This window comes from Roseibium sp. FZY0029 (assembly GCF_036350355.1).
Classification (GTDB): domain Bacteria; phylum Pseudomonadota; class Alphaproteobacteria; order Rhizobiales; family Stappiaceae; genus Roseibium.
This window is the reverse complement of the sequence record NZ_JAZDVZ010000005.1, coordinates 31,153-51,442: the sequence shown is the minus strand read 5'-3', so window position 1 is coordinate 51,442 and position 20,290 is coordinate 31,153. Positions and strand designations below refer to the sequence as shown.

Genomic DNA, 20,290 nt, shown 5'->3' with positions numbered 1-20,290 from the left:
CGTTTTCCGGGGCTTGAAGCTCAGGCGAGCTTTTGCGCGATAAGCTGGCAATGTCGTTCTAGCCGGCCAGGCGCTCGACCAGAAAGTTCATTTCCTCTTCCAGCTTTTCGCCAGACAGGCCAACGAAACGCGCTTCCAGGCTGATCGTGACGAGACCATGCACGGCAGCGAAGGCTGTGCGAGTGCGCGCGGCAAGGTCTTCATCCAGCATAGTGGGATCGAGCTCGCGCAGGGGCGCTGCAATGAAGCCGAGGAGCGCGATGTTTTCCTGTATGTGCCACTCGGGCACCGCCTTGCCTTCAGGCAATTGGTGGCTGAACAGGGTCATCCAGAGATTACGGTTGTCACGCGCAAACCCCAGATAGGCCAGTGCCAGCACTTTCAGGCGCGCCAATGGCTCGTCCACGGTTTCGACCTTCGATGCCATCAGATCCTTGATGCGCCCAAGGGTCACCGAGTTGACCGCAAGCAGCAACGCATCCTGATCCTCGAAATGCTTGTAGACCGACCCGACGGAATAACCGGCATCGGCCGCGATTTTTCTGATGTTGACCGCTTCCATACCCCCCGCTTCCACGGCGGCAATCGCCGCCTCAAGAACACGACGATGGGTTTCTTCGCTTTTAGCTTTTTGAACTCCGGCCATTAACCGTATCGCACCTCAAAAGTGAACCTTGTTCATTTTTCTTCTTGACCTAATCAAAATGATGTGGCTTTGTCAAATAGTGAACAACGTTCACCTTTTGAGAGAGGCACGATGTTTGAGCCATTCATGAACCAACTGAAGGCGCTGTTTCTAGCCAGCGCAGAGGAAAGCCGGGACAGCCAGTCCCTTGCTCTCCTGTCGATCAACACCCGCACAGCCGCGGCATCCGTCCGCACTGCCCAGGTTGCTCTTGCCCGCGCAAAGGCAGAACAGCAGCAGGACCGCAAGCGGCTGTCGCAAATCAATGCATCCCTTGAAGATCTTGAAAACCGGGCTCGTAACGCCCTGCTTAAAGGTCTTGAGACCCTTGCTCGAGAGGCAGCGGAAGCCATTGCGTTGCTGGAAGACGAAAAGACGGCTCTCGAAGAAGCAATCCATTCCTTCGACGGCGAGCTTTCAAGCCTCACCGAAACCCTGCACCGCGCCCAGAGCCGTCTGCGCGCCCTGAAGCGCGGCGAACGCACGGTGGAAGTTCGGGACCAGATCCAGAAAGCGCAGTCATTCGGCTCAACGACAGGCCAGTCGGCCCTCGCCGTTGCCGAAGACAAGCTGGAGGAGATCCGCCGGCGCCAGGAGCGCGATCACCTTACCGAGCAGGAATTCAAGGCCCTTTCGGCAGCAGATAGTCCGAGCGCGGTTATCGAAAAACTGGGCGACGCAGGATGCGGCGCGCCTGTGAAAACCAGAGCGGACGACGTGCTCGCCCGCCTGAGATCCGACCTACCCCTTCTTCTGGAAAAAAGCAGCTAACACGAGGACAAGACCATGCAGGAAGCAACAGTCAAACATTCCAACAACTGGACCATTTTTACCGCGGGCAGCTTTGCCATTGCCGCTATCATGATGGCCCTCGGTATCTGGAACCTGGAGGCGAGTTTCTCCGCCAAGGGTTTCTACACCATGGCCGCGATCATGCTTGTCCATACTGCGGTAACATTGACCAAGACGCTGCGTGACCGCGAGGAAGCCAGCAAGTTTCACAACCGTCTGGAAGACGCGAAAACAGAAAAACTGCTGATGGACATCAGCAAGCCGGAACACGTCTGATCCCGGTTTCAAACCGGGCGGAGACCTTTTAGCTCCGCCCGGGATTTTTACACCGAAGGTTATGCAGCAGCCGAAACAACGGCAGCTTCGAAGGAGGACCTTATGAGCGCTCCACTGATGACATCCCGGCGTTTCGCTCCGCTCTTCTGGACGCAGTTCTTCTCCGCGTTCAACGACAATTTCCTGAAAAACGCCCTGGTGTTCCTGATTTTGTTCCAGGTCGGGGGACAGGCAGCGGACGGTGGCAACACCGGCGTTCTGATCTCGCTGGCCGGAGCGGTCTTCATCGCTCCCTTCCTGTTTCTGTCGGCGCTGGGGGGTGAGCTGGCGGACAAGTTCGACAAAAGACGCATCGCGCGGGTGACCAAACTGGTCGAAATCGCCGGCGCCGGCCTGGCAGTTGCAGGCATGGCCCTCTCCTCCCTGCCCGTCCTCTTTGCCGCATTGTTCTTATTCGGTGCTATGTCCGCCCTGTTCAGTCCCGTCAAATACGGGCTTCTTCCGGACCACCTTCCGGCGGCCAGCCTGCCGCGCGCCAATGCCTGGATCGAGGCCGGCACGTTCCTGGCAATTCTGGGCGGCACGATTTCCGCCGGGCTTTTATTCAGCACCGGTGCTCCTACCCTGATCTTCGCTCCGGTGATGATAGCACTGGCACTTGGCTGTTATGCGCTGAGCCGTCAGATCCCCTCTGCACCCGCCGCGGCTCCCGGCCTGAATGTTGACTGGAACCTTGCCACCTCGACATGGCGCGTCGTGCGGGACCTGGCGTCCGACCGTCGTCTGTTTCTGGCTGCCCTGATGAATGCCTGGTTCTGGCTCATCGGCGCCATGGTGCTCGCGCTGCTGCCGCTGATGGTCAAAACGTTCCTGGGCGGTGAGGAAATCGCCGTCACCTATTTCCTGACGGTCTTCGCCATCTCGATCGGAATCGGCTCAGCAATTGCCGCCTGGCTTCTGGCTGGCCGCGTCGTCCTCCTGCCGGCCCCCGTCGGAACCTTCCTGCTGGCGCTCTTCTGTCTCGACGCCTCGCTGACCCTGGCTGGCCTGCCGGTCGCAACAACCGCGTCGAGCCTGCAGGAGTTTCTGACACATGAAGGCGTCATACGTCTCAGCATCGATATGGCAGGACTTGCCATTTCCGGTGCCTTGTTGGTTGTCCCCACCTTCACAGCGCTCCAGACCTGGGCAAAGCCAGAAGTCCGCGCCCGCCGGATTGCAGCCTCCAATGCTCTTGGCGCAGCCCTGATGACGGTTGGCGGAGTTCTGCTGGCAGGGGCCCAGAAACTTGGATTTTCCGTTCCCGCAATTTTTCTCGCGCTGGCCGGACTGAACCTCGTCACAGCACTGGTCATGCTGAAGATCCTGCCGACCAATCCGCTGCGCGATGCGATTTCGATCCTCTATCGCGCCATCTTCCGGATGGAAGTCAAGGGAATGGAAAATCTGGAAAAAGCCGGCGAAGCGCCGATCCTGGCCTTGAACCACGTCAGCTTGCTGGATGCAGGGCTGGCACTGACCCTGACCGACAAGAAGCCGTCCTTTGCGATCGATTATGACATCGCGCAGCGCTGGTGGGTAAGACCCTTCCTGCACCTTGCAAACGCTTTGCCGATCAACCCGACAAAACCCATGGCCACACGCGCACTGATCAAGGTCGTGAACTCCGGCGAACCGATGGTGATCTTCCCGGAAGGCCGGCTGACCGTGACCGGCAGCTTGATGAAAGTCTACGACGGCGCGGCCATGGTGGCCGACAAGACCGGTGCCATGATCGTCCCGATCCGCATCGACGGCCTGGAGAAAACGCCGTTCTCCTATCTGAACCCCAGCCAGATCCGCAAACGTCTGTTCCCCAAAGTGAAGGTAACGATTATGGAACCGACCCGCCTGGACCTCAATGACGACCTGAGAGGCCGTCAACGCCGCGCGGCAGCCGGTGCCAAGCTTTATGGCGTCATGTCAGAACTGATGTTTGAAACCAGCCTGACGGAAGACGTAACCATTCTGGAAAAGGTGATCGCCACAGCCGCAGAACACGGCCACGGCAAACTGGCGCTGGAAGATCCGGTATCCGGCAAGCTGAGTGCGGGCAAACTGCTGACAGGTGTCTCCGTGCTTGGCCGCAAGCTGATGCAACATACCAGCGGTGAAGAAACCCTCGGGATCATGCTGCCCAATGCCAATGGTGCTGCCGTGACCGTTCTGGCGACCATGTCCGCCGGCAAGGTGCCTGCCATGATCAATTTCACGGCCGGACAGGAAAACATTCTCGCCGCATGCCGCGCAGCAGAGGTTCGCACGCTGTTGTCGTCCCGTGCCTTCGTCAAGCAGGCGCGGCTGGAGCAACTGGCCTCAAACCTTGAGGACCACGTTCGCGTCATCTGGATGGAAGACCTGCGCGCTGAAATCGGATTTGCTGACAAGATCCGCGGCCTCCTGACCAAAAGCCGTCCCCTGGTGCAACGCCAGGCCGACGATACGGCAGTGATCCTTTTCACCTCGGGATCGGAGGGAACACCCAAGGGCGTTGTTCTGACACACAGGAACATTCTGTCGAATGCCACGCAGGCAGCTGCCCGGGTCGACTTCACGCCAAACGACAAGGTGTTCAACGTGCTGCCGATGTTCCATTCCTTTGGCCTGACGGCAGGCACCATCCTGCCGCTGATTTCCGGCGTGCCGGTCTATCTCTATCCCTCGCCGCTGCATTACCGGATCGTTCCGGAGCTGATCTACACCTCCAACGCAACGATCCTGTTCGGCACCGACACCTTCCTGAACGGCTATGCCCGTGTCGCCCATGCCTATGACTTCCGCTCCCTGCGCTACTGTTTTGCAGGCGCAGAGCCCGTCAAACCGTCAACGCGTCAGATCTATCAGGAACGCTTCGGCCTGCGGGTTCTGGAAGGCTATGGCGTGACCGAGACCGCGCCGGTCATCGCGCTCAACACACCGATGTACAATCGTCCGGGCACGGTCGGCAAACTGATGCCGGGAATGAAGGCTCGTCTCGAACCTGTGCCTGGTGTGGAAGAAGGTGGCAGACTGCATGTTTCAGGGCCGAACGTCATGGTCGGCTATCTGAAGGCCGACAATCCGGGTGTGGTCGAGCCTCTGGTCGATGGCTGGCACGATACCGGCGACATCGTCGAAATCGACGACGACGGCTACATCATCATCAAAGGCCGCGCCAAGCGCTTTGCCAAGATCGCCGGTGAGATGGTGTCTCTGTCCGCCGTGGAAGCCTTGGCGGGCCAGATCTGGCCGCAGCACCTGTCAGCTGTCGCTGCCGTCAAGGATGCACGCAAGGGCGAGAAGCTGGTGCTTGTGACGGAAAATCCGGACGCGGACCGTGCCGCCTTCATTGAAGGGGCAAAAGCCCGCGGCGCGCAGGACCTGATGATACCGGCAGAAGTCCGTGTGGTCTCCAAGGTGCCGGTCCTGGGCTCCGGCAAGCTGGACTTCGCAGCGGTTGCGAAACTTGTCAAGGACGGATCCGAACTGGGTGAAGCTGCCTGACGCTTGGCTCATGACAATGATCTGTTGCAGCATTGATCCGGCGCTGGTGGTGGCTCTTCCCGCCTCAGTGCCGGAACTGATCCTCCGGCCGGTTCCTTTGAAACTGATTGCGTTTGGTCACCGGCCAGTCTCATATCCAGAATTGCAGGTGAACACCCTTGAGGGATTTCCCAACTTGGGTGTGGAATCCGGCCGCAGTCGATTAAACCCTGGTTGATCGGCCCTACAGTGTTGGGGCAACTTGCCCAGTAACATCGTTTCGCGAAATCTTTTGCCTACCAGACAGGAATTGAACCATGTCCACACCCGCTTATGACGACCAGAATGTCTTCGCCAAGATCCTGCGCGGCGAACTGCCGAGCCACAAGGTTTACGAAGACGACAAGACACTGGTGATCATGGACATCATGCCACGCGGCGACGGTCATGTTCTGGTGATCCCCAAGGCCCCTTCCCGCAACATTCTGGACATTGCCCAGGACGATCTCAACGCGGTGATGGCCACGGCCCAGACGATGGCCAGAGCGGTGATCAAGGCCTTTGATGCCGATGGCACCACCATCCAGCAGTTTTCCGAGCCTGCCGGTGGCCAGGTGGTGTTCCACACGCACGTCCATGTCATTCCGCGCTTTGAGGGCGTATCGCTGAAACCCCATACCGGCGATATGGCCGATAACGACCTTCTGTCGTCTCAAGCTGAAAAAATCCGGGCTGCGCTGGCCTGAACCTGGCTACGTCCTCAGACCAATCAAAACACAACGAAAACGCCCGCCCGGCTTGAGACCGGGCGGGCGCTTTTCATTGTTCTTCGATCAGCTGTAGAACCACCAGCGGCTGCAGGCTCTGGCCCCATCGAGCTCCCAGCTCGATGCCAGTTGCTCGCCATGCTGGACGTTGCTTCGGCGGGCATAGACGAAGTTTCGGAAGAACGGGATAATCGTGCCGCCGTCGTCATGTGCCAGCATTGCCATTTCCCGGTACATCTCCGCCCGCCTGGCGTCGTCCAGCTCGGCCTTGGCCATCAACAGCAACTCGTTGAAGCGTTCGTTCTGCCAATGGCTTTCGTTCCAGGCGGCGTCAGACTTGTAGGCCAGCGAGTACATCACATCCGGTGTCGGCCGCGCGCCCCAGGCCACCACACAGAAAGGTTTCTTCAGCCAGACATCCGAATAATATCCGTCGTTCGGTTCGCGTACGACCTTGATGTCTATGCCCGCTGCCTTGGCTTGTTCGGCATAGAGAACGCAGAGGTCAACCGCTCCGGAATAGATGGATTCCGCCGAGGAAATGCTGATGGACAATCCTTCGGCCCCGGCCTTCTTCAACAGCGACTTAGCCTGATCCGGATCGTAGTCGTGCTGCGGAATGTCGTCCGGCCAATAGGGCATGGCCGGCGAATGGTGGAAATCATTCGCCTTGGTCGCTGCCCCGAAGGCGATTTTTTCGATGATCTCGTCGCGGTTCATCGCAAGCTTCAAAGCGTTGCGAACATCCTTGTTGTCGAACGGAGCCGTATCGCAGAACATCGGCATCGTGAGCGTCGAGGCAGACGGCACATTGTCGATCTCCAGGTTCGGGTTCCGCGCAAGCAGACCCATCGTCTTCAGGTCGATGAGCGAAACCGCATCCACGTCGCCAGTGACAAGGGCCGTCTGGCGGGCGTTCGGATCGGTCAGAACAATCAGTTCCACACCATCGAAATGCGCCCCATCCAGATGCCAGCCGTCATGACGCGACAGCGAGAACCTGACCCCGAAATCACCGTCCTCGATCTTGTACGGACCTGTGCCGTCACCCGAGGCCCAGTCGATGGTGCCGTCCTCGTTCGCCGGGCAGATCACGAGATGGTAATCGGTCATCAGCCACGGCAGATCGGCATTTCCGGAGGAAAGCTTGAAGACGATCGCATTGTCGCCATCCTTGACGATATCCACCACATCGGTCAGCAACGCCTTGGCAGCAGAGGTTGTGCTCTCGCCGCGGTGATGGTTGATCGACGCGATGACGTCATCTGCCGACATTTTGCGGCCGGAGTGGAACGTGACATTCTCGTTGAGCTTGAAGGTCCATTCCGTCGCATCCTCGTTCGCCGACCATTCGGTAGCAATATCCGGCCCCAGAGAGCCGTCCGGCTCGATCAGGGTCAGGTAACTGCGGTGAGTATGCGCCAGAACAATCATGGCGATGGTGAGATAGGTGCCCGGATCGTGGGTGTCGGATGTGTTGCCGTCATGAATGCCGACCTTGAAGGTTCCACCCTGCTTTGGTTGCGCCCTGGCTTTCGTGGTCCAGAGCCCGGTTGCGGCGGAAGCTGCGACACCGGCAGCCATGGAATAATTCAGGAAATCGCGGCGGGAAATGCGGCCGGACTTTGCAGCGTCTGCCAGTCTTTCCAGCATTTCCGTATCTTTGAACTTGTCCTTCATCGTCCAATTACCTCCAAGTTAATCGTCATCCATTCGGCTTCGACCTGCTTTCAATCGTTAACTTTAGGTCGGTCACGTTTGATCCGATCATCCGCCATTCGAAGTTTAGTAACGCAAAACCGACGTTTCCTTAGATAGTGCGCAGCAATAGTTTGTCCTGTCAGGATTACGGATAGTTTTGGTGGTAACTGCTGACGGGGCAGCGCACGACTGGAAACATCGCGGCAAGGCAAATTGCGGCAGTCGTTGAATTTGGCTGCATGTCGGCAGACAGGCTTCTGGCAGGCTGACCGATTATCCGGGATATTTTGGAAAAACGCCGGCTCGACGAAGAGCCTAGGCAACGCCGGCTTGAACAGCAGCGTCTTCTTGTTCCCTGGCCATATTCTGATCCTCCTGCAGCACCTTCACCACCGAAGGCCGCTCGGAGAACCACTCGACATATCTCGTGAATTCTTCGAATTCCGGCACGATGCCGAACATCATGCCCCACCTTATTCCGACGCCCCAAAGGATGTCGACAGCCGTCATACGCTCCCCAAGAACGAACGGGCCCTTGGAAAGCTGGATACGCATATTCTCCATAACCGTGTCGAAGGACCCGTAGGCCGACATCGAATGCGGCGGTTCTTCACGTTTCAGCGCACGGTCGATCAGGGCCGGCTCGAAGCAGGAGGCCATGTGGACAAACCAGCGCAGATAAGGCCCGCGCAGCGGATCGTCCAGCGCGGGTGTCAGCCCCTTTTCGGGAAAAAGATCTGCCAGGTAGAGATAGATCGCAACTTGTTCGGTAATCACCGCCTCGCCGACACGCAGCGCCGGAACTTTCCCCGCAGGGTTTACCTGAAGATATTGGGGCGACCGGTTTTCCCCCAGTTTAAGGTTGAGCACGTTCAGCTTGTAGGGCGCTCCCAGCTCTTCCAGGAGAATGCGCACACCAGTGGCACGTGTTTGCGGTGCGTAAAAGAGTTCGACCTGATCCGTCATTTCGCTCTCCCTGACCGGGTACAATCACCGTTCCCTTCAACCTACCCCATCTGGCGAGCAAATGAACACGGGAAATCGATTTGGATCAGGAAGCCATTGCGTCGAGGAGGAGCCAGCCAGCAACAAGGAAAACTTCGGCGGCAAGCACGCCCACAAAGACACGTTGACGGGCGGCAAAAAACGAGGCGAAACCGAAACCGGCAGCAGCCAGGCGCAGCCAGAGTGGCGTCTCGGCCAGGACGCCTTGCGGAAACAGGATCAGCTTTGAAATCACCCCGGCGACCAGAGCAGTCGCGACACAGCGCACCCAGATCAGCAGTTCGCCATCTTCACGCAGCCTGCCACCGGCAAAGACCCCCAGCCAGCGCCAGACGTCGGTTGCAAACCAGCCGGCGACGATGATCATAGCCAAGGGCCACCAGGTTTCGGAAACCAATCCGCCTGCCGTTGATCCATCCATCAAGACAGCCCCCTGCGCAGGATACGTGTCCCCAGATAGGCAATCGTGCCGCCGACAAGGCCGGTCCAGAGCAGATCGAGCCCGGGCAGATAGCTGAAGAAGACCGGCCCGAGCAGCAGCCCCGCGACCATCGCCGCCCGGTCTGCATTGAGCCGCGCTGCCCCCCAGAGCGAACACAGGAAATAGACCGGCGTCAGCAGGAACAAGGCGCCCGCCACTATGCCCGGCATGCTTTCCACCAGCAGGTAGGAGACACCGGTCATACAGAAAACGAAACTGGTCACCGCCCCACCGAAACCAAGGAAAAACGGCAAGCGCCCTTCCCTTGGCATATCCGGCAGATGCTTCATCGCAAACACCCAGGCGGTCACCGCCACGAAATGAGAAGCGATCAGCAACTGCCATGTCCTGGTCTTGCCGGGCACCTTGATCAGCGGCATCAAGGCCATGGTCATCGGCATCAAACGGACAGAGGCAAGAGCTACGGCAATTCCCGCAGGAATCATTCCCATTCCGGAAGAAATAGCGCCGGTAAGAACCACGATGGAAGGCAGCGCCCAGACGAACCCGGTCATCGCCAGGGTCTCGACAAGCGTCAGCCCTGTTTCCCGGGCAAGCCCCGCATAGCCGACAAACGCCGCGGTCAGAATAAACGCCGGAATAGACACCGCCGCCCGCGCCCCACGCGTCATCCAGACCCGGGCATGCTCCGGCGGGTGTTGCAGGTTCTGGGTGGTTTCTGGCTGATCAGGAGCCGTCATCAAGCTGACTCATCTCTGGGCAGTTAGTAAGGTAGCCTTACCTTTTTGGAGATTTTCTGTCCAGAGTCCCAAAGGGTGAAACAGTTCGACTCTTAAGACCCTGCGATCCAATATTGACCTTCCCTCACACAGACCGCGTCAGTCCACCATCAATGCGGATGTTCTGTCCTGTGATATAGGCTGCCGCGTCGCTGGCAAGGTAGGAAACCAGACTGGAAATCTCGTCGGCGCGGCCGTAGCGGCCCATGGGGATCCGGGCCAGGCGGTCTTCCTTCTCCGGCAGGCTGTCGATGAAGCCCGGCAGAATATTGTTCATGCGCACGTTCTCTGCGGCAAACTTGTCTGCAAACAGTTTTGTGAAGCTGGCAAGTCCTGCCCGGAACACACCGGATGTCGGAAACAGCGGATCCGGTTCGAAGGTGGCGAAGGTGGAGATGTTGATCACCGCTCCCCCGCCCTGTGCTGCCATGACCGGAGCGACGAGGCGCGCCGGGCGAATGACGTTCATCAAATAATAGTCCATGCCGAGGTGCCAGTCCTCGTCGGAGATTTCCAGAATGTCGCCTTTCGGACCGTGTCCGGACGAATTGACCAGAACATCAATCCGGCCAAGCGAGTCCAACGTCTTTTTGACGAAAGAGGTCAGGTCGTCCGTCACAAGGTTGGACCCGGTGAACCCGACGCCGCCCAGTTCTTCCGCAAGCGCCTCCCCCTTGCCGGACGACGACAGGATAGCGACCTGGAACCCATCCGCGGCCAGCCGTCTTGCGGCGTCGGCGCCCATGCCGGACCCGCCTGCGGTGATCATGGCAACCTTGGTATCGCTCATATCCAGTCTCCCGAAAGTGTCTGCTTCTTAGCTAGGCGGGTGACCCGGCTGCTGCAAATGATTTTCCTGAATGGTTCCAATTCCAAAGATGAATGAGACCAACGCCGCTCGCCTGACCAACAGTGTGCTCAACGCACTGCCCACGGGCCAACTCAAGCGTCATCAATCGTCTGCGCTGGCCAAAACAAAAAGGCCCCGGATCTCTCCGGGGCCTTTCCGATCTGATATTTGCTTGACCTCAGTCGGCCAGGGGAACCTTGGGGACAAGGCTTTTCTTTGACGGGCCGCTCTTGCCAGCCGGCGGCTTGGTATCCTTGGCGGCCGCGGCCTTGGCGGCGGGTTTGCGCCGGCGCTTCGGCTTGGCCTTGGCTTCGGTCTTCGCCTTTGCTTTGGGCGGTGTCGCCCGCTCCTCGATGCTTTCAAGAAGCAGACCCTTGCCGTCCTCGGACACGGTAACCTTGACCATCCCGCCTTTCTTCAGCTTGCCGAACAGCACCTCGTCGGCCAGCGGCCGCTTGATATGCTCCTGGATGATCCGCCCAAGCGGGCGAGCACCCATCTGGCTGTCATAGCCCTTGTCGGCAAGCCATTTGACGGCATCCTCGGTCAGCTCGAAGGTCACACCGCGGTCAGCCAGCTGGACTTCCAGCTGCATGACAAACTTCTCGACCACCTTGTAGACGACTTCCATCGGCAGATTGCCGAACGGAATGATCGCATCGAGGCGGTTGCGGAATTCCGGCGTGAACAGCTTGTTGATCGCTTCCGCGTCGTCGCCTTCCCGCTTCATCCGGTTGAAGCCAACGGGCATCTTGGCCATATCCGCAGCACCGGCGTTGGTGGTCATGATCAAAATGACATTGCGGAAATCGACCTGCTTGCCGTTGTGGTCGGTCAGTTTGCCGTGGTCCATCACCTGCAACAGGATGTTGAACAGGTCCGGATGGGCCTTTTCGATCTCGTCCAGCAGCAGCACGCAGTGCGGATGCTGGTCAACACCGTCGGTCAACAGACCGCCCTGATCGAAGCCGACATAGCCGGGAGGTGCACCGATCAGGCGCGACACGGTATGCCGCTCCATGTATTCGGACATGTCGAACCGGATCAGTTCGACCCCCAGCGAAGACGCGAGCTGCCGCGCAACTTCCGTCTTGCCAACGCCTGTCGGGCCGGAGAACAGATAGCTGCCGATCGGCTTGTCGGGCTCCCGCAGGCCGGCGCGCGCCAGCTTGATGGCGGACGCCAGCGTTCCGATGGCCTCGTCCTGACCGTAGACAACCCGCTTCAGATCCTTGCCAAGGTTTTCCAGAACTTCCGCGTCGTCCTTGGAAACGGACTTCGGCGGGATCCTGGCCATGGTCGCGATCGTGTTCTCGATTTCCTTCACGCCAATGGTCTTGCGGCGACGAGCTTCGGGAACAAGCATCTGCGAGGCACCGGTTTCATCCAGCACGTCGATCGCCTTGTCCGGCAGCTTGCGATCGGAAATGTATTTCGCCGACAGTTCCACGGCCACCTTGATGGCATCGTTGGTGTAACGAACCTTGTGGAAGTCCTCGAAATAGGGCTTCAGACCCTTCAGGATATCGATTGCATCCGGGATCGACGGCTCGTTGACGTCGATCTTCTGGAAGCGGCGAACCAGAGCCCGGTCCTTCTCGAAGAACTGGCGGTATTCCTTGTAGGTCGTCGAACCGATGCAGCGGATCGCGCCGGAAGCCAGCGCCGGCTTCAGGAGGTTGGACGCATCCATCGCCCCGCCCGAGGTTGCACCGGCGCCGATCACAGTATGGATCTCATCGATGAACATCACCGCACCCGGATAGTCCTCGATCTCCTTGACCACCTGCTTCAGCCGCTCCTCGAAATCGCCGCGATAGCGGGTCCCCGCCAGCAGCGAGCCCATATCGAGCGAAAAGATCGTGGCATCCTTCAGGACATCCGGCACATCGCCATTGACGATGCGATGCGCCAGACCTTCCGCGATGGCGGTCTTGCCCACACCCGGGTCGCCGACGAAGAGCGGATTGTTCTTCGACCTGCGGCACAGGATCTGGATCGTGCGCGAAATTTCGCTGTCGCGCCCGATCAGCGGATCAATCTTGCCATTGGTGGCCTTGGTATTCAGATTGACACAGTAAGCTTCAAGAGCGTCCGTCTTTTGACTGGACTTCTTCTCGGTTTCAGCTCCGGGCATCACATCTTCTTCATCCGCCCCTTCGACAGGACGAGCCTCGGACATGCCGGGACGTTTGGCGATGCCGTGGGAGATATAGTTGACCGCGTCGTAACGGGTCATGTCCTGATCCTGCAGGAAGTAGGCAGCATGGCTTTCGCGCTCGGCGAAGATCGCAACGAGCACGTTGGCGCCGGTCACTTCCTCCCGGCCGGACGATTGAACGTGGATAACCGCCCGCTGAATGACGCGCTGGAAGCCGGCGGTCGGCTTGGAATCCTCGTCACTGTCGGTGACAAGGTTGTCCAGCTCGGTTTCGATATATTCAACCAGGTTGCGGCGGATCGTATCCAGATCCACGTTGCAAGCTCGCATGACCGCAGCCGCGTCCTGGTCGTCAAGCAAGGCCAGCAGAAGATGCTCTAGCGTTGCATATTCCTGCTGCCGCTCATTGGCGAAGGCCAGAGCCTGGTGGAGTGCTTTTTCTAGACTGCGTGAGAAGGAAGGCACGTGCGTTTGTCCTCACTTTTTTTCCATGACGCATTGCAACGGATGCTGATGCTTGCGCGCAAAATCCATCACCTGGGTGACTTTAGTCTCCGCGACTTCGTAGGAATAGATTCCACATTCCCCGACGCCGTGATGGTGAACATGCAGCATAATGCGGGTCGCCTCTTCGCGGTTTTTTTGGAAGAAGTTCTCCACAACGTGAATAACGAACTCCATCGGAGTGTAGTCATCGTTCAACAGCAGCACTCGATAGAGATTTGGCCGCTTGGTTACTGTTTTGGTACGGGTGACTGTAACCGTTCCGGCGTCGCCACCGTCATTGTCATAATCAGAGCCCGCCGACATTGCCGTTTCTTTTGCCTCTATCACTCCGGCCATCACCAAATTTCGAATCCTGAACACTCTGCCCTGCGCAGCTGGTCCAGAGCTTTCCGCAGCATGGACTGCGCCGCGAATACGCATTCTCAGTGGTAATCCTGCCGCGCAAGCCGCGCTCGCGCAATGGTCGATTTCATCAACATAAAGGTCAACAGCGCATTTGTAGTCCAAGCGCTGCCGGTCAAGAGGAATGTAGGTTGCCTGACAATGAATAAAAGGTGGCAAGAGAACGCATTTCAAAATGCGGTCCGAAATGGCAGCCTGGGCCGTTTTTCGGCGGTAAACCTGTGCATATACGAAAAAACCCGGCTCGCATGAGCCGGGTTTCAGACTTCAAGCCGCCCTGCGACGGCTAAAAGGGAACTTTATTTCGCAAGCTTGCCCATCACGCCTTCGTAAGGCTTGTAGGCATCTTTGGACATATCGGTGACCATTTCACCGATTTTGGTCATTTCGCCGACAAAACCTTCGTAAGCGGTTTTGACGTAATCGGCCTGCGCTTCGAAAGCCTTGTCGAGGGACTTGGAGGAAACGAGCTTCTCAACAGCTGCAGAACCTTCCTCGAAAGACTTCTTCTGATAGTCGGCCATTTCAGCGGCGATGGCTTGGAAACCCTTGCTGACGGAGCCGAAAGACGCCATGGCCATGTCCATGTTGTCTTTGCTCATCTTCTGCAGTTCATCGAAATTGTTCATCATTTTTCTGCCCTTCTCCGGCGAACCGGCATCCAATCCCAAGCATCGGCCATATGGGGCGGTCCGGCGCGCGCATAGCGTTACCTAACGAGATTTTGTGATAATGCACTGCACAATAACTGTCAAGGCGATTTTGCATTGCAAAAACAACCATTACGCGAATTTAATTTTTCTTTCGCAGCGTGAGTCATCGCACTTATGCCTGAAAAACAGCGACCAAAACACGGACAAATAACAGCAACCTGAAGAAGGAAACATCCAACCCTAACCAAGATAGCGGCCTGATGCTTACACGTGGCCCAATTCAAAACAAAAACAACTGATAATAAACGGAACATTAACAATATGAACGTGAGCAAAGAAGATTTTATAAAAAAACTACTTGGAGATACGAAAAATTGCAACCTTAACCAACAATTAACTCTATCAAAAAACTATTTTTTTAAGTGGTTTTTCGATCATTCATTTACCCATTCGTAACCGTAATTCCATCAAATGGCATGGAGAACGACGGGGCAGCGGTTCTGAATCGCAGGGGGTTAAGATCCAAAACGCGCCGCTCCAGAGACAACCCACGTGACCCGGAATGGGATAGTAATTGTGTTTGGGATGCGTATTTTTCGCAAAGGGCGAGCTCTCGCCCGCACCGCAAAGTTCTTGACCCTCGGCCTTGTGCTTTTGGGGCTGCCGGCAACGGCGATGGCCAACCCTAAATATGCGGGGATCGTCGTCGATGCCAAAACCGGCAAGACACTTTACTCCTCATCGGCAGATTCCTACAGGTATCCCGCCTCTCTCACCAAGATCATGACCCTTTATCTGGTGTTTGAGGAGTTGGAAGCCGGACGGCTGTCGCTGGACTCCAATCTGAGTGTTTCCAGCTACGCTTCCGCGCGGCCGCCCTCCAAGCTGGGCCTCAAACCCGGTGGCACCATCAAGGTCAAGGATGCAATCCTTGCACTGGTCACCAAGTCAGCCAACGACGTTGCCTCCGTCATTGCGGAAAACCTTGGCGGCTCTGAAAAGAAATTCGCCGAACGCATGACCCGCACCGCGCGTCAGATCGGCATGTCGAAGACCACATTCCGCAACCCGCACGGCCTGCCGGACAACGGTCAGCGCACCACGGCGCGGGACATGGCAACGCTTGGCCGCGCCATTCAGGAACGGTTTCCGCAGTATTACGGTTACTTCAAGACCCGGGCCTACAAGTACAAGGGACGTACATACGGCAACCACAACAAGCTGCTTGGCCGCGTGAAGGGTGTCGACGGAATCAAGACCGGTTACATCCGCGCCTCCGGCTTCAACCTTGTAACCTCGGTCAACCGGGACGGCAGGCACATTGTTGCCGTTGTCATGGGTGGCAGGACCGGCGCGTCTCGTAACGCCCAGATGACAAAGCTCATCAACACCTATCTGCCCAAGGCAAGCCGTGGTCCGAAGACGGCGCCGCTGATCGTCCAGAACGTTTCAGAACCGGCATATGTTGCAGTTGCGCTCAAGAACCCGCCGTTGCCGAACTTCAAACCCGGCAACGACCCGGTGCCGGCGTCGGGTGAGCCGATGGTACTGGCCTTCACTGCCCCGACCAAAGCTTCTGCCATTCCGACACCGGCTCCTGCACCCGTCCTGGTGACTGCATCCAATGCACCTGTCACGGCTTCGGTCCAGACGCCGGCTCCGGTTCCAGGCTTTGGCGACGACGTACCGCTGCCGCCCAAGCTCGTGAAGCAACGGTTTGACAGCACGTTTGCGGTTGCAACCGCACTGCCGCCAATCCCGCCGTCAAGCCCGGACGAGCCGCTGAACACCAATTCGATTTCCAGAGCTGCCCTGATTGAAGCCGCCAAGTCCGAAGGCGCGAAGGCAGGCGGCGCACAGCGCGCCGTTGGTTCCGCGTCGCCGGTCAAAACGGTCTCTGTTCAGACGATCGCAATCAACACCACACCTGTTGAGACCGTGGCTGCACCGGAAACCGTATCTGCCGACAACAGCAGCGACGACGACAGCGTCACGGTTGCGACAAGCGATACCCGCGATGTCGAGCCGGGCTGGCAGGTCCAGATCGCTGCAACCGAATCCGAAAGCCAGGCCATCACCATGCTGAAGGATGCCAAGGCCAGAACCGGAGCCGCCCTGCGGGGCCGGGTCCCCTACACCGAACCCGTCGATACCAACGGACAGACGCTTTACCGCGCCCGTTTTGTCGGCTTCGACACCAAAACAGCTGCGTGGAATGCCTGCAAAAGCTTGAAAAAGGCAAAATACGCTTGCTTCGCCATCTACCAGTAACCGCGTAACGGATGCCGTCAATGTCTTCTGAGAAGCGTGTCTTTAGCCTCGTTGATTTTCGCCGCGAGGAAACCGGAGCCTCCCTGGTCGGGATGGACTCGCATCATAAGCCTGCGGTGCGCAGCTCGAATTTCCGCGTCCCCGGCATCGGGCGAAAGCCCCAGGATCTGGTAGGCCTCCTCATCTGTCATGGGGCCCGAGCTCGCCGGGCTTCCCTCCCGCTCTGCTCCATCCGCCTGGAAGTGTTCACGCCATCCGGGAAGCCTGCGGTCGAGATAAGCTTCGACTAGTTTCTGGCTCTGACCGTCCTGGGCTGTTTCCTGCCAAAAGGCTTCAAGGTCCGGTTCGGTCAGCTCGTCCAGCTCGCGCCCCTGAAAGGTGCCCGCAAGCACGGTTCCGGTCATGGCACCGGTATCGTGATCAAGTTCCATCTCGACCATGGCGGTTCGCACGCGCGAGCGTTGTCCGGAGGTTTTCTGAGGCTTGTAACCTGATGAAAGCCACGGAAGACCGGACATCCCCAGGACGGACAAACCAAGCCCGAAAAGCGGGATGGCAAACAGGAACCGTCCGGTCAGTGCAAAGATCAGCGCCACGACCATAAGAAAGCCGCCCGCGAACAGGCGCAATCCCCTGGCAAGCTTCGCCGGATTGGCGTTCACGAACGTGTTGCCAAGGGTCAATAGGGCGGTCAGCGCTATCAAGCCGATAATCAGATAAATCATGTGGCGGTGGGGTCCCCGTTCGCCGGCCCGGGCCTGTGCCATATGGATGCAGCGGCCCTAATCCAGTCACGTGTTGAATCTTTCCGGTTATGTAAACCTGTGACAAAGGCTACAGCAAGGAAACGCAGTCCCTTCCCTTCCAGGCCTAACGGGCGGAAGGCAACTGCTGCAGCAAAAGCGTTGCGCCCTTGCCACCCTGTTTTTCCAGCTTCTGGAGCGCCGTTCGCCCGCCGCTGGCAAAAACGGCAACCGCTTTCAGGAGATCTGCCAGTTGCTGAGCCGAGCCGGAATCGAAACGGCAAAAGGCGCCGTTGGTGAGCCTGGCCATTTCGCGAAACGCGCGCTCTGCCACCGCGTCTCGACCTTCCTGAAACAGGAACATAGGTACGCCGAGAAGGCCAAGCTGGCCCGCCTTGTCACACAAGGCATCGACGTCCTCTTCCATGCAGTCGCCCACATAAACGAGCGCGGCGATCTTTTCGGTATTGGCAGCCGTCAGCGCGGCTGAAAGCACCTTGCGGATCTGTGTCCGCCCGCCCTGGCAGGAAATGCGGCTCATGGCCTGCGCAAGTTCGGTTCCACTGTCAAACCAGCGGGAGGCCCGGCACTCTCCAAAACCGCGAAAATAGACGAGTTTGATATTGAGGCCGGAAATCTTGCCCGCTTCCTGAAACATCTCGGCCTGGATCTGGCAGGCCTGGTCCCAGGTCGGCTGGCGGCTCATGGTGGCATCCAAGGCAAACACGAGACGCCCCCCGCTGCCAGGTTGCGGCGCGATTTGCTCTGCCTTGCGAAGAAAGGCGGCGACTTCGGAAGCAGCTGAAGGCACCCCGGTTTCCTGCCGGACCATCGGGTCTACCGTGCCTTTGCCGGTCTTCACGTTCACGGCCGCCTCCTTCTGCCTGTTCATGACAGTCAAATTGGGTCCGGGAAACCGTTTTGGCAAGTCTCAGCCCAAGGACTGCGACATGGTGCAGCCCACTGTTCTCAGGCAGCAGCAGAAACCAGGTGCGAGCGTCTGGGACGAACAAACTGAAGATAGATTTCCATGACAACCGCATTCGGCAGCCAGCACAGCCAGGCAATGAGCGGATAGGCGATTTGAAAGTCGAGACCTGCCGCCATGCTGCTTCCCAGGTAAACCCGCAACGTGACAGCAGCGAAGGTAAGAGCGGCAGAACGCAGCATCCAGGCGCGGTGACGCGGAATGTTCCGCTGCAAGGCAAAAACCAGCGCGATACCGGTTGTTAGCATCCACAAGACCGCAAGAAGCGCAAAGCCTGTTGCAGCGAAACTCCCCGCCGTCGTGTGAAAGGCAAGCTGCAACCCCGCAAGACCAGCGACCAGGACTGCCGCAACATACCCGCGGCCCATCCAGCGGTGCAGATTCGGCCGGCATGCGCGCAGCCGGGTCATGAATTGAAACGGCATCAACGCAAGCGCGATCGGTGCAACACCTATGTGGGCATAAAGCATCAGCGCATTTCCATCGAGATTATGCGCCACGAAATCCATCGACGCGGATACCCCCAACGCCAGGAACCTCAATGAAGCCACGGCAACCAGGGCAGCACTAACGGCTGCTGTCCAGAAGGCTATGCTTGCAGCAAACCTTGAAACCATCGTCATTCCGCCTCTCCAAGCTAACTTGACAGTGTCAAGATAAAGCAAAACTTGACACTGTCAAGCAGATCGCCGATGAAGATCCCATGACAGTTTCTTCCCCCTCCCGCCGCAAACGAGACGGCAATCTGAGAATGGCTTTGGTAGATGCGGGTGTGGCTCTGTTGCGCGAACGCGGTCCGGACAAGCTTTCCTTGCGCGAGTGCGCCGCCAAGGCCGGCGTTTCACATGCTGCCCCTGGCTATCACTTCAAGAATATCACGGGCCTGTCGACAGCAATTGCCGCGCGTGGGTTTGCTCTGTTTTGTGAGGCCATGGAAAAGCGGCTCGAGGCGTCCGCTCCTGCGGCAACAGAGCGGCTGAGCGCCATCTGTCAGGGGTACCTGGATTTCGCAACCGAGCACCCTGAGCTGTTCCTGTTCATTTTTTCGGGACAGAAGTTCAACGAAACCGATGAGGACTTTGCTCTTCACACCTCAAGATCCTATGCGATCTTGCGCGAAACATGCGCACCGCTGATCCCTGAAGGGACTGACCCGGAGGAAATCGAGATCCTCGTCTGGTCTCTGGTGCATGGCTATGCGCATCTTGCCATGACGCGCAAGAAGGAAAATCCAGGCCTTGGGCGTGGTTGGCCGGACTTCAGCACACTCATGGGGCATCTTCACAAGGCTTTGCAGGCTTCCGGCTGATCTCGGCCGATCAAAGCAGGCAGAGTTCCGTCAGGTCCCGCCGCATATCCTCCGGCATTGCCTGCGCCGCTCCGCCGGCCTTCAGGTCTGCGGGAGCATCCTGCGCTTTCAGATAGCGCCAGCCCTGAAACGGACGCTTGGGCTGGAACTGTGTCAGGATCAGTCTCGGCTCCATGACCAGATCGCAGCGTTTGACACCCGCCTGGTCCGTGAACGGTCGGATGTCGATAAGGTGCTGGCGCACCTGGATCTTGCCCTTGATTACCCAGTACAGGGAGCCACCGTCCAGAAGCTCGTCCTTTCGGGTTGGCACCATGCGCGTCGTATGGATCGTTTCCGCCGGAAGCCCGGTTTTGCGGGCATTGTCCATGCGAAAATCAATCCAGGCCTGAAGGGACTCGACGCTGTCCGCGCCGACGCACAGTTTTACCAGATGCAAGGTCATGCTTCTCACCTAG

General features: G+C 58.1%; 19 protein-coding genes. 6 read left to right on the top strand and 13 right to left on the bottom strand.

Going from position 1 to position 20,290, the window contains the following annotated elements; all coding sequences use genetic code 11:
- Positions 1–58: 58 nt before the first annotated feature.
- Positions 59–646, bottom strand: coding sequence for a TetR/AcrR family transcriptional regulator (locus tag V1T76_RS15170; protein WP_330561516.1), 588 nt, complete (start codon positions 644–646; stop codon positions 59–61).
- 126 nt (positions 647–772) lie between these two features.
- Between V1T76_RS15170 and V1T76_RS15165 the strand changes: the two genes are divergently transcribed.
- The 4 genes from V1T76_RS15165 to V1T76_RS15150 all read left to right on the top strand — a co-directional run bounded on the left by V1T76_RS15165 (position 773) and on the right by V1T76_RS15150 (position 6,000).
- Positions 773–1,456, top strand: a complete 684-nt coding sequence (locus V1T76_RS15165; RefSeq protein WP_330561515.1) for a PspA/IM30 family protein — start codon at positions 773–775, stop codon at positions 1,454–1,456.
- Between the two features lie 15 nt (positions 1,457–1,471).
- A complete protein-coding gene (locus V1T76_RS15160) occupies positions 1,472–1,753 on the top strand; it encodes a YiaA/YiaB family inner membrane protein (RefSeq protein WP_330561514.1) in 282 nt (93 codons plus the stop codon).
- 102 nt (positions 1,754–1,855) lie between these two features.
- Positions 1,856–5,275: an acyl-[ACP]--phospholipid O-acyltransferase gene (locus V1T76_RS15155; RefSeq protein ID WP_330561513.1), complete on the top strand. Its 3,420-nt coding sequence runs from the start codon at positions 1,856–1,858 to the stop codon at positions 5,273–5,275.
- Between the two features lie 296 nt (positions 5,276–5,571).
- Positions 5,572–6,000: an HIT family protein gene (locus tag V1T76_RS15150; RefSeq protein ID WP_330561512.1), complete on the top strand. Its 429-nt coding sequence runs from the start codon at positions 5,572–5,574 to the stop codon at positions 5,998–6,000.
- A gap of 87 nt (positions 6,001–6,087) precedes the next feature.
- Here the strand turns inward: V1T76_RS15150 and V1T76_RS15145 are convergent, their stop codons facing one another.
- The 8 genes from V1T76_RS15145 to V1T76_RS15110 form a co-directional block, all read right to left on the bottom strand.
- Positions 6,088–7,701: an ABC transporter substrate-binding protein gene (locus tag V1T76_RS15145; protein ID WP_330561511.1), complete on the bottom strand. Its 1,614-nt coding sequence runs from the start codon at positions 7,699–7,701 to the stop codon at positions 6,088–6,090.
- A 336-nt stretch (positions 7,702–8,037) separates the two neighbouring features.
- The gene (locus V1T76_RS15140; protein WP_330561510.1) at positions 8,038–8,688 is read right to left on the bottom strand and encodes a glutathione S-transferase family protein; all 651 of its coding nucleotides are present in this window, start codon (positions 8,686–8,688) and stop codon (positions 8,038–8,040) included.
- Between the two features lie 85 nt (positions 8,689–8,773).
- Positions 8,774–9,148 carry an AzlD domain-containing protein gene (locus V1T76_RS15135; protein ID WP_330561509.1) on the bottom strand — a complete coding sequence of 125 codons (375 nt, stop codon included), beginning with the start codon at positions 9,146–9,148 and terminating at the stop codon, positions 8,774–8,776.
- Positions 9,148–9,909, bottom strand: coding sequence for an AzlC family ABC transporter permease (locus tag V1T76_RS15130; RefSeq protein ID WP_330561508.1), 762 nt, complete (start codon positions 9,907–9,909; stop codon positions 9,148–9,150). Before V1T76_RS15130 ends, V1T76_RS15135 begins: the two co-directional genes overlap by 1 nt.
- A gap of 124 nt (positions 9,910–10,033) precedes the next feature.
- Positions 10,034–10,738 carry an SDR family oxidoreductase gene (locus V1T76_RS15125; protein ID WP_330561507.1) on the bottom strand — a complete coding sequence of 235 codons (705 nt, stop codon included), beginning with the start codon at positions 10,736–10,738 and terminating at the stop codon, positions 10,034–10,036.
- Between the two features lie 238 nt (positions 10,739–10,976).
- Complete coding sequence (gene clpA, locus V1T76_RS15120; protein WP_330561506.1) at positions 10,977–13,424, bottom strand: ATP-dependent Clp protease ATP-binding subunit ClpA; 2,448 nt, start codon at positions 13,422–13,424, stop codon at positions 10,977–10,979.
- Between the two features lie 12 nt (positions 13,425–13,436).
- The gene (gene clpS, locus V1T76_RS15115; protein ID WP_031268357.1) at positions 13,437–13,769 is read right to left on the bottom strand and encodes an ATP-dependent Clp protease adapter ClpS; all 333 of its coding nucleotides are present in this window, start codon (positions 13,767–13,769) and stop codon (positions 13,437–13,439) included.
- A 398-nt stretch (positions 13,770–14,167) separates the two neighbouring features.
- The gene (locus tag V1T76_RS15110) at positions 14,168–14,500 is read right to left on the bottom strand and encodes a phasin family protein (protein ID WP_330561505.1); all 333 of its coding nucleotides are present in this window, start codon (positions 14,498–14,500) and stop codon (positions 14,168–14,170) included.
- A 654-nt stretch (positions 14,501–15,154) separates the two neighbouring features.
- On the opposite strand from V1T76_RS15110, the gene V1T76_RS15105 reads away from it, so the two are divergent.
- Positions 15,155–16,792 (top strand): serine hydrolase, encoded by a 1,638-nt coding sequence (locus V1T76_RS15105; RefSeq protein ID WP_442970127.1) that lies wholly within the window; start codon positions 15,155–15,157, stop codon positions 16,790–16,792.
- Between the two features lie 17 nt (positions 16,793–16,809).
- On the opposite strand, the gene V1T76_RS15100 is transcribed toward V1T76_RS15105, so the two are convergent.
- The 3 genes from V1T76_RS15100 to V1T76_RS15090 all read right to left on the bottom strand — a co-directional run bounded on the left by V1T76_RS15100 (position 16,810) and on the right by V1T76_RS15090 (position 19,146).
- Positions 16,810–17,517 carry a DnaJ domain-containing protein gene (locus V1T76_RS15100; protein WP_330561503.1) on the bottom strand — a complete coding sequence of 236 codons (708 nt, stop codon included), beginning with the start codon at positions 17,515–17,517 and terminating at the stop codon, positions 16,810–16,812.
- A 145-nt stretch (positions 17,518–17,662) separates the two neighbouring features.
- Positions 17,663–18,403, bottom strand: coding sequence for a VWA domain-containing protein (locus tag V1T76_RS15095; RefSeq protein ID WP_330561502.1), 741 nt, complete (start codon positions 18,401–18,403; stop codon positions 17,663–17,665).
- 101 nt (positions 18,404–18,504) lie between these two features.
- Complete coding sequence (locus V1T76_RS15090; protein ID WP_330561501.1) at positions 18,505–19,146, bottom strand: DUF2306 domain-containing protein; 642 nt, start codon at positions 19,144–19,146, stop codon at positions 18,505–18,507.
- 80 nt (positions 19,147–19,226) lie between these two features.
- On the opposite strand from V1T76_RS15090, the gene V1T76_RS15085 reads away from it, so the two are divergent.
- Positions 19,227–19,832 (top strand): TetR/AcrR family transcriptional regulator, encoded by a 606-nt coding sequence (locus V1T76_RS15085; protein WP_330561500.1) that lies wholly within the window; start codon positions 19,227–19,229, stop codon positions 19,830–19,832.
- A gap of 10 nt (positions 19,833–19,842) precedes the next feature.
- Here the strand turns inward: V1T76_RS15085 and V1T76_RS15080 are convergent, their stop codons facing one another.
- Positions 19,843–20,277 carry a DUF1489 family protein gene (locus V1T76_RS15080; RefSeq protein WP_006936292.1) on the bottom strand — a complete coding sequence of 145 codons (435 nt, stop codon included), beginning with the start codon at positions 20,275–20,277 and terminating at the stop codon, positions 19,843–19,845.
- Positions 20,278–20,290 lie beyond the last annotated feature (13 nt).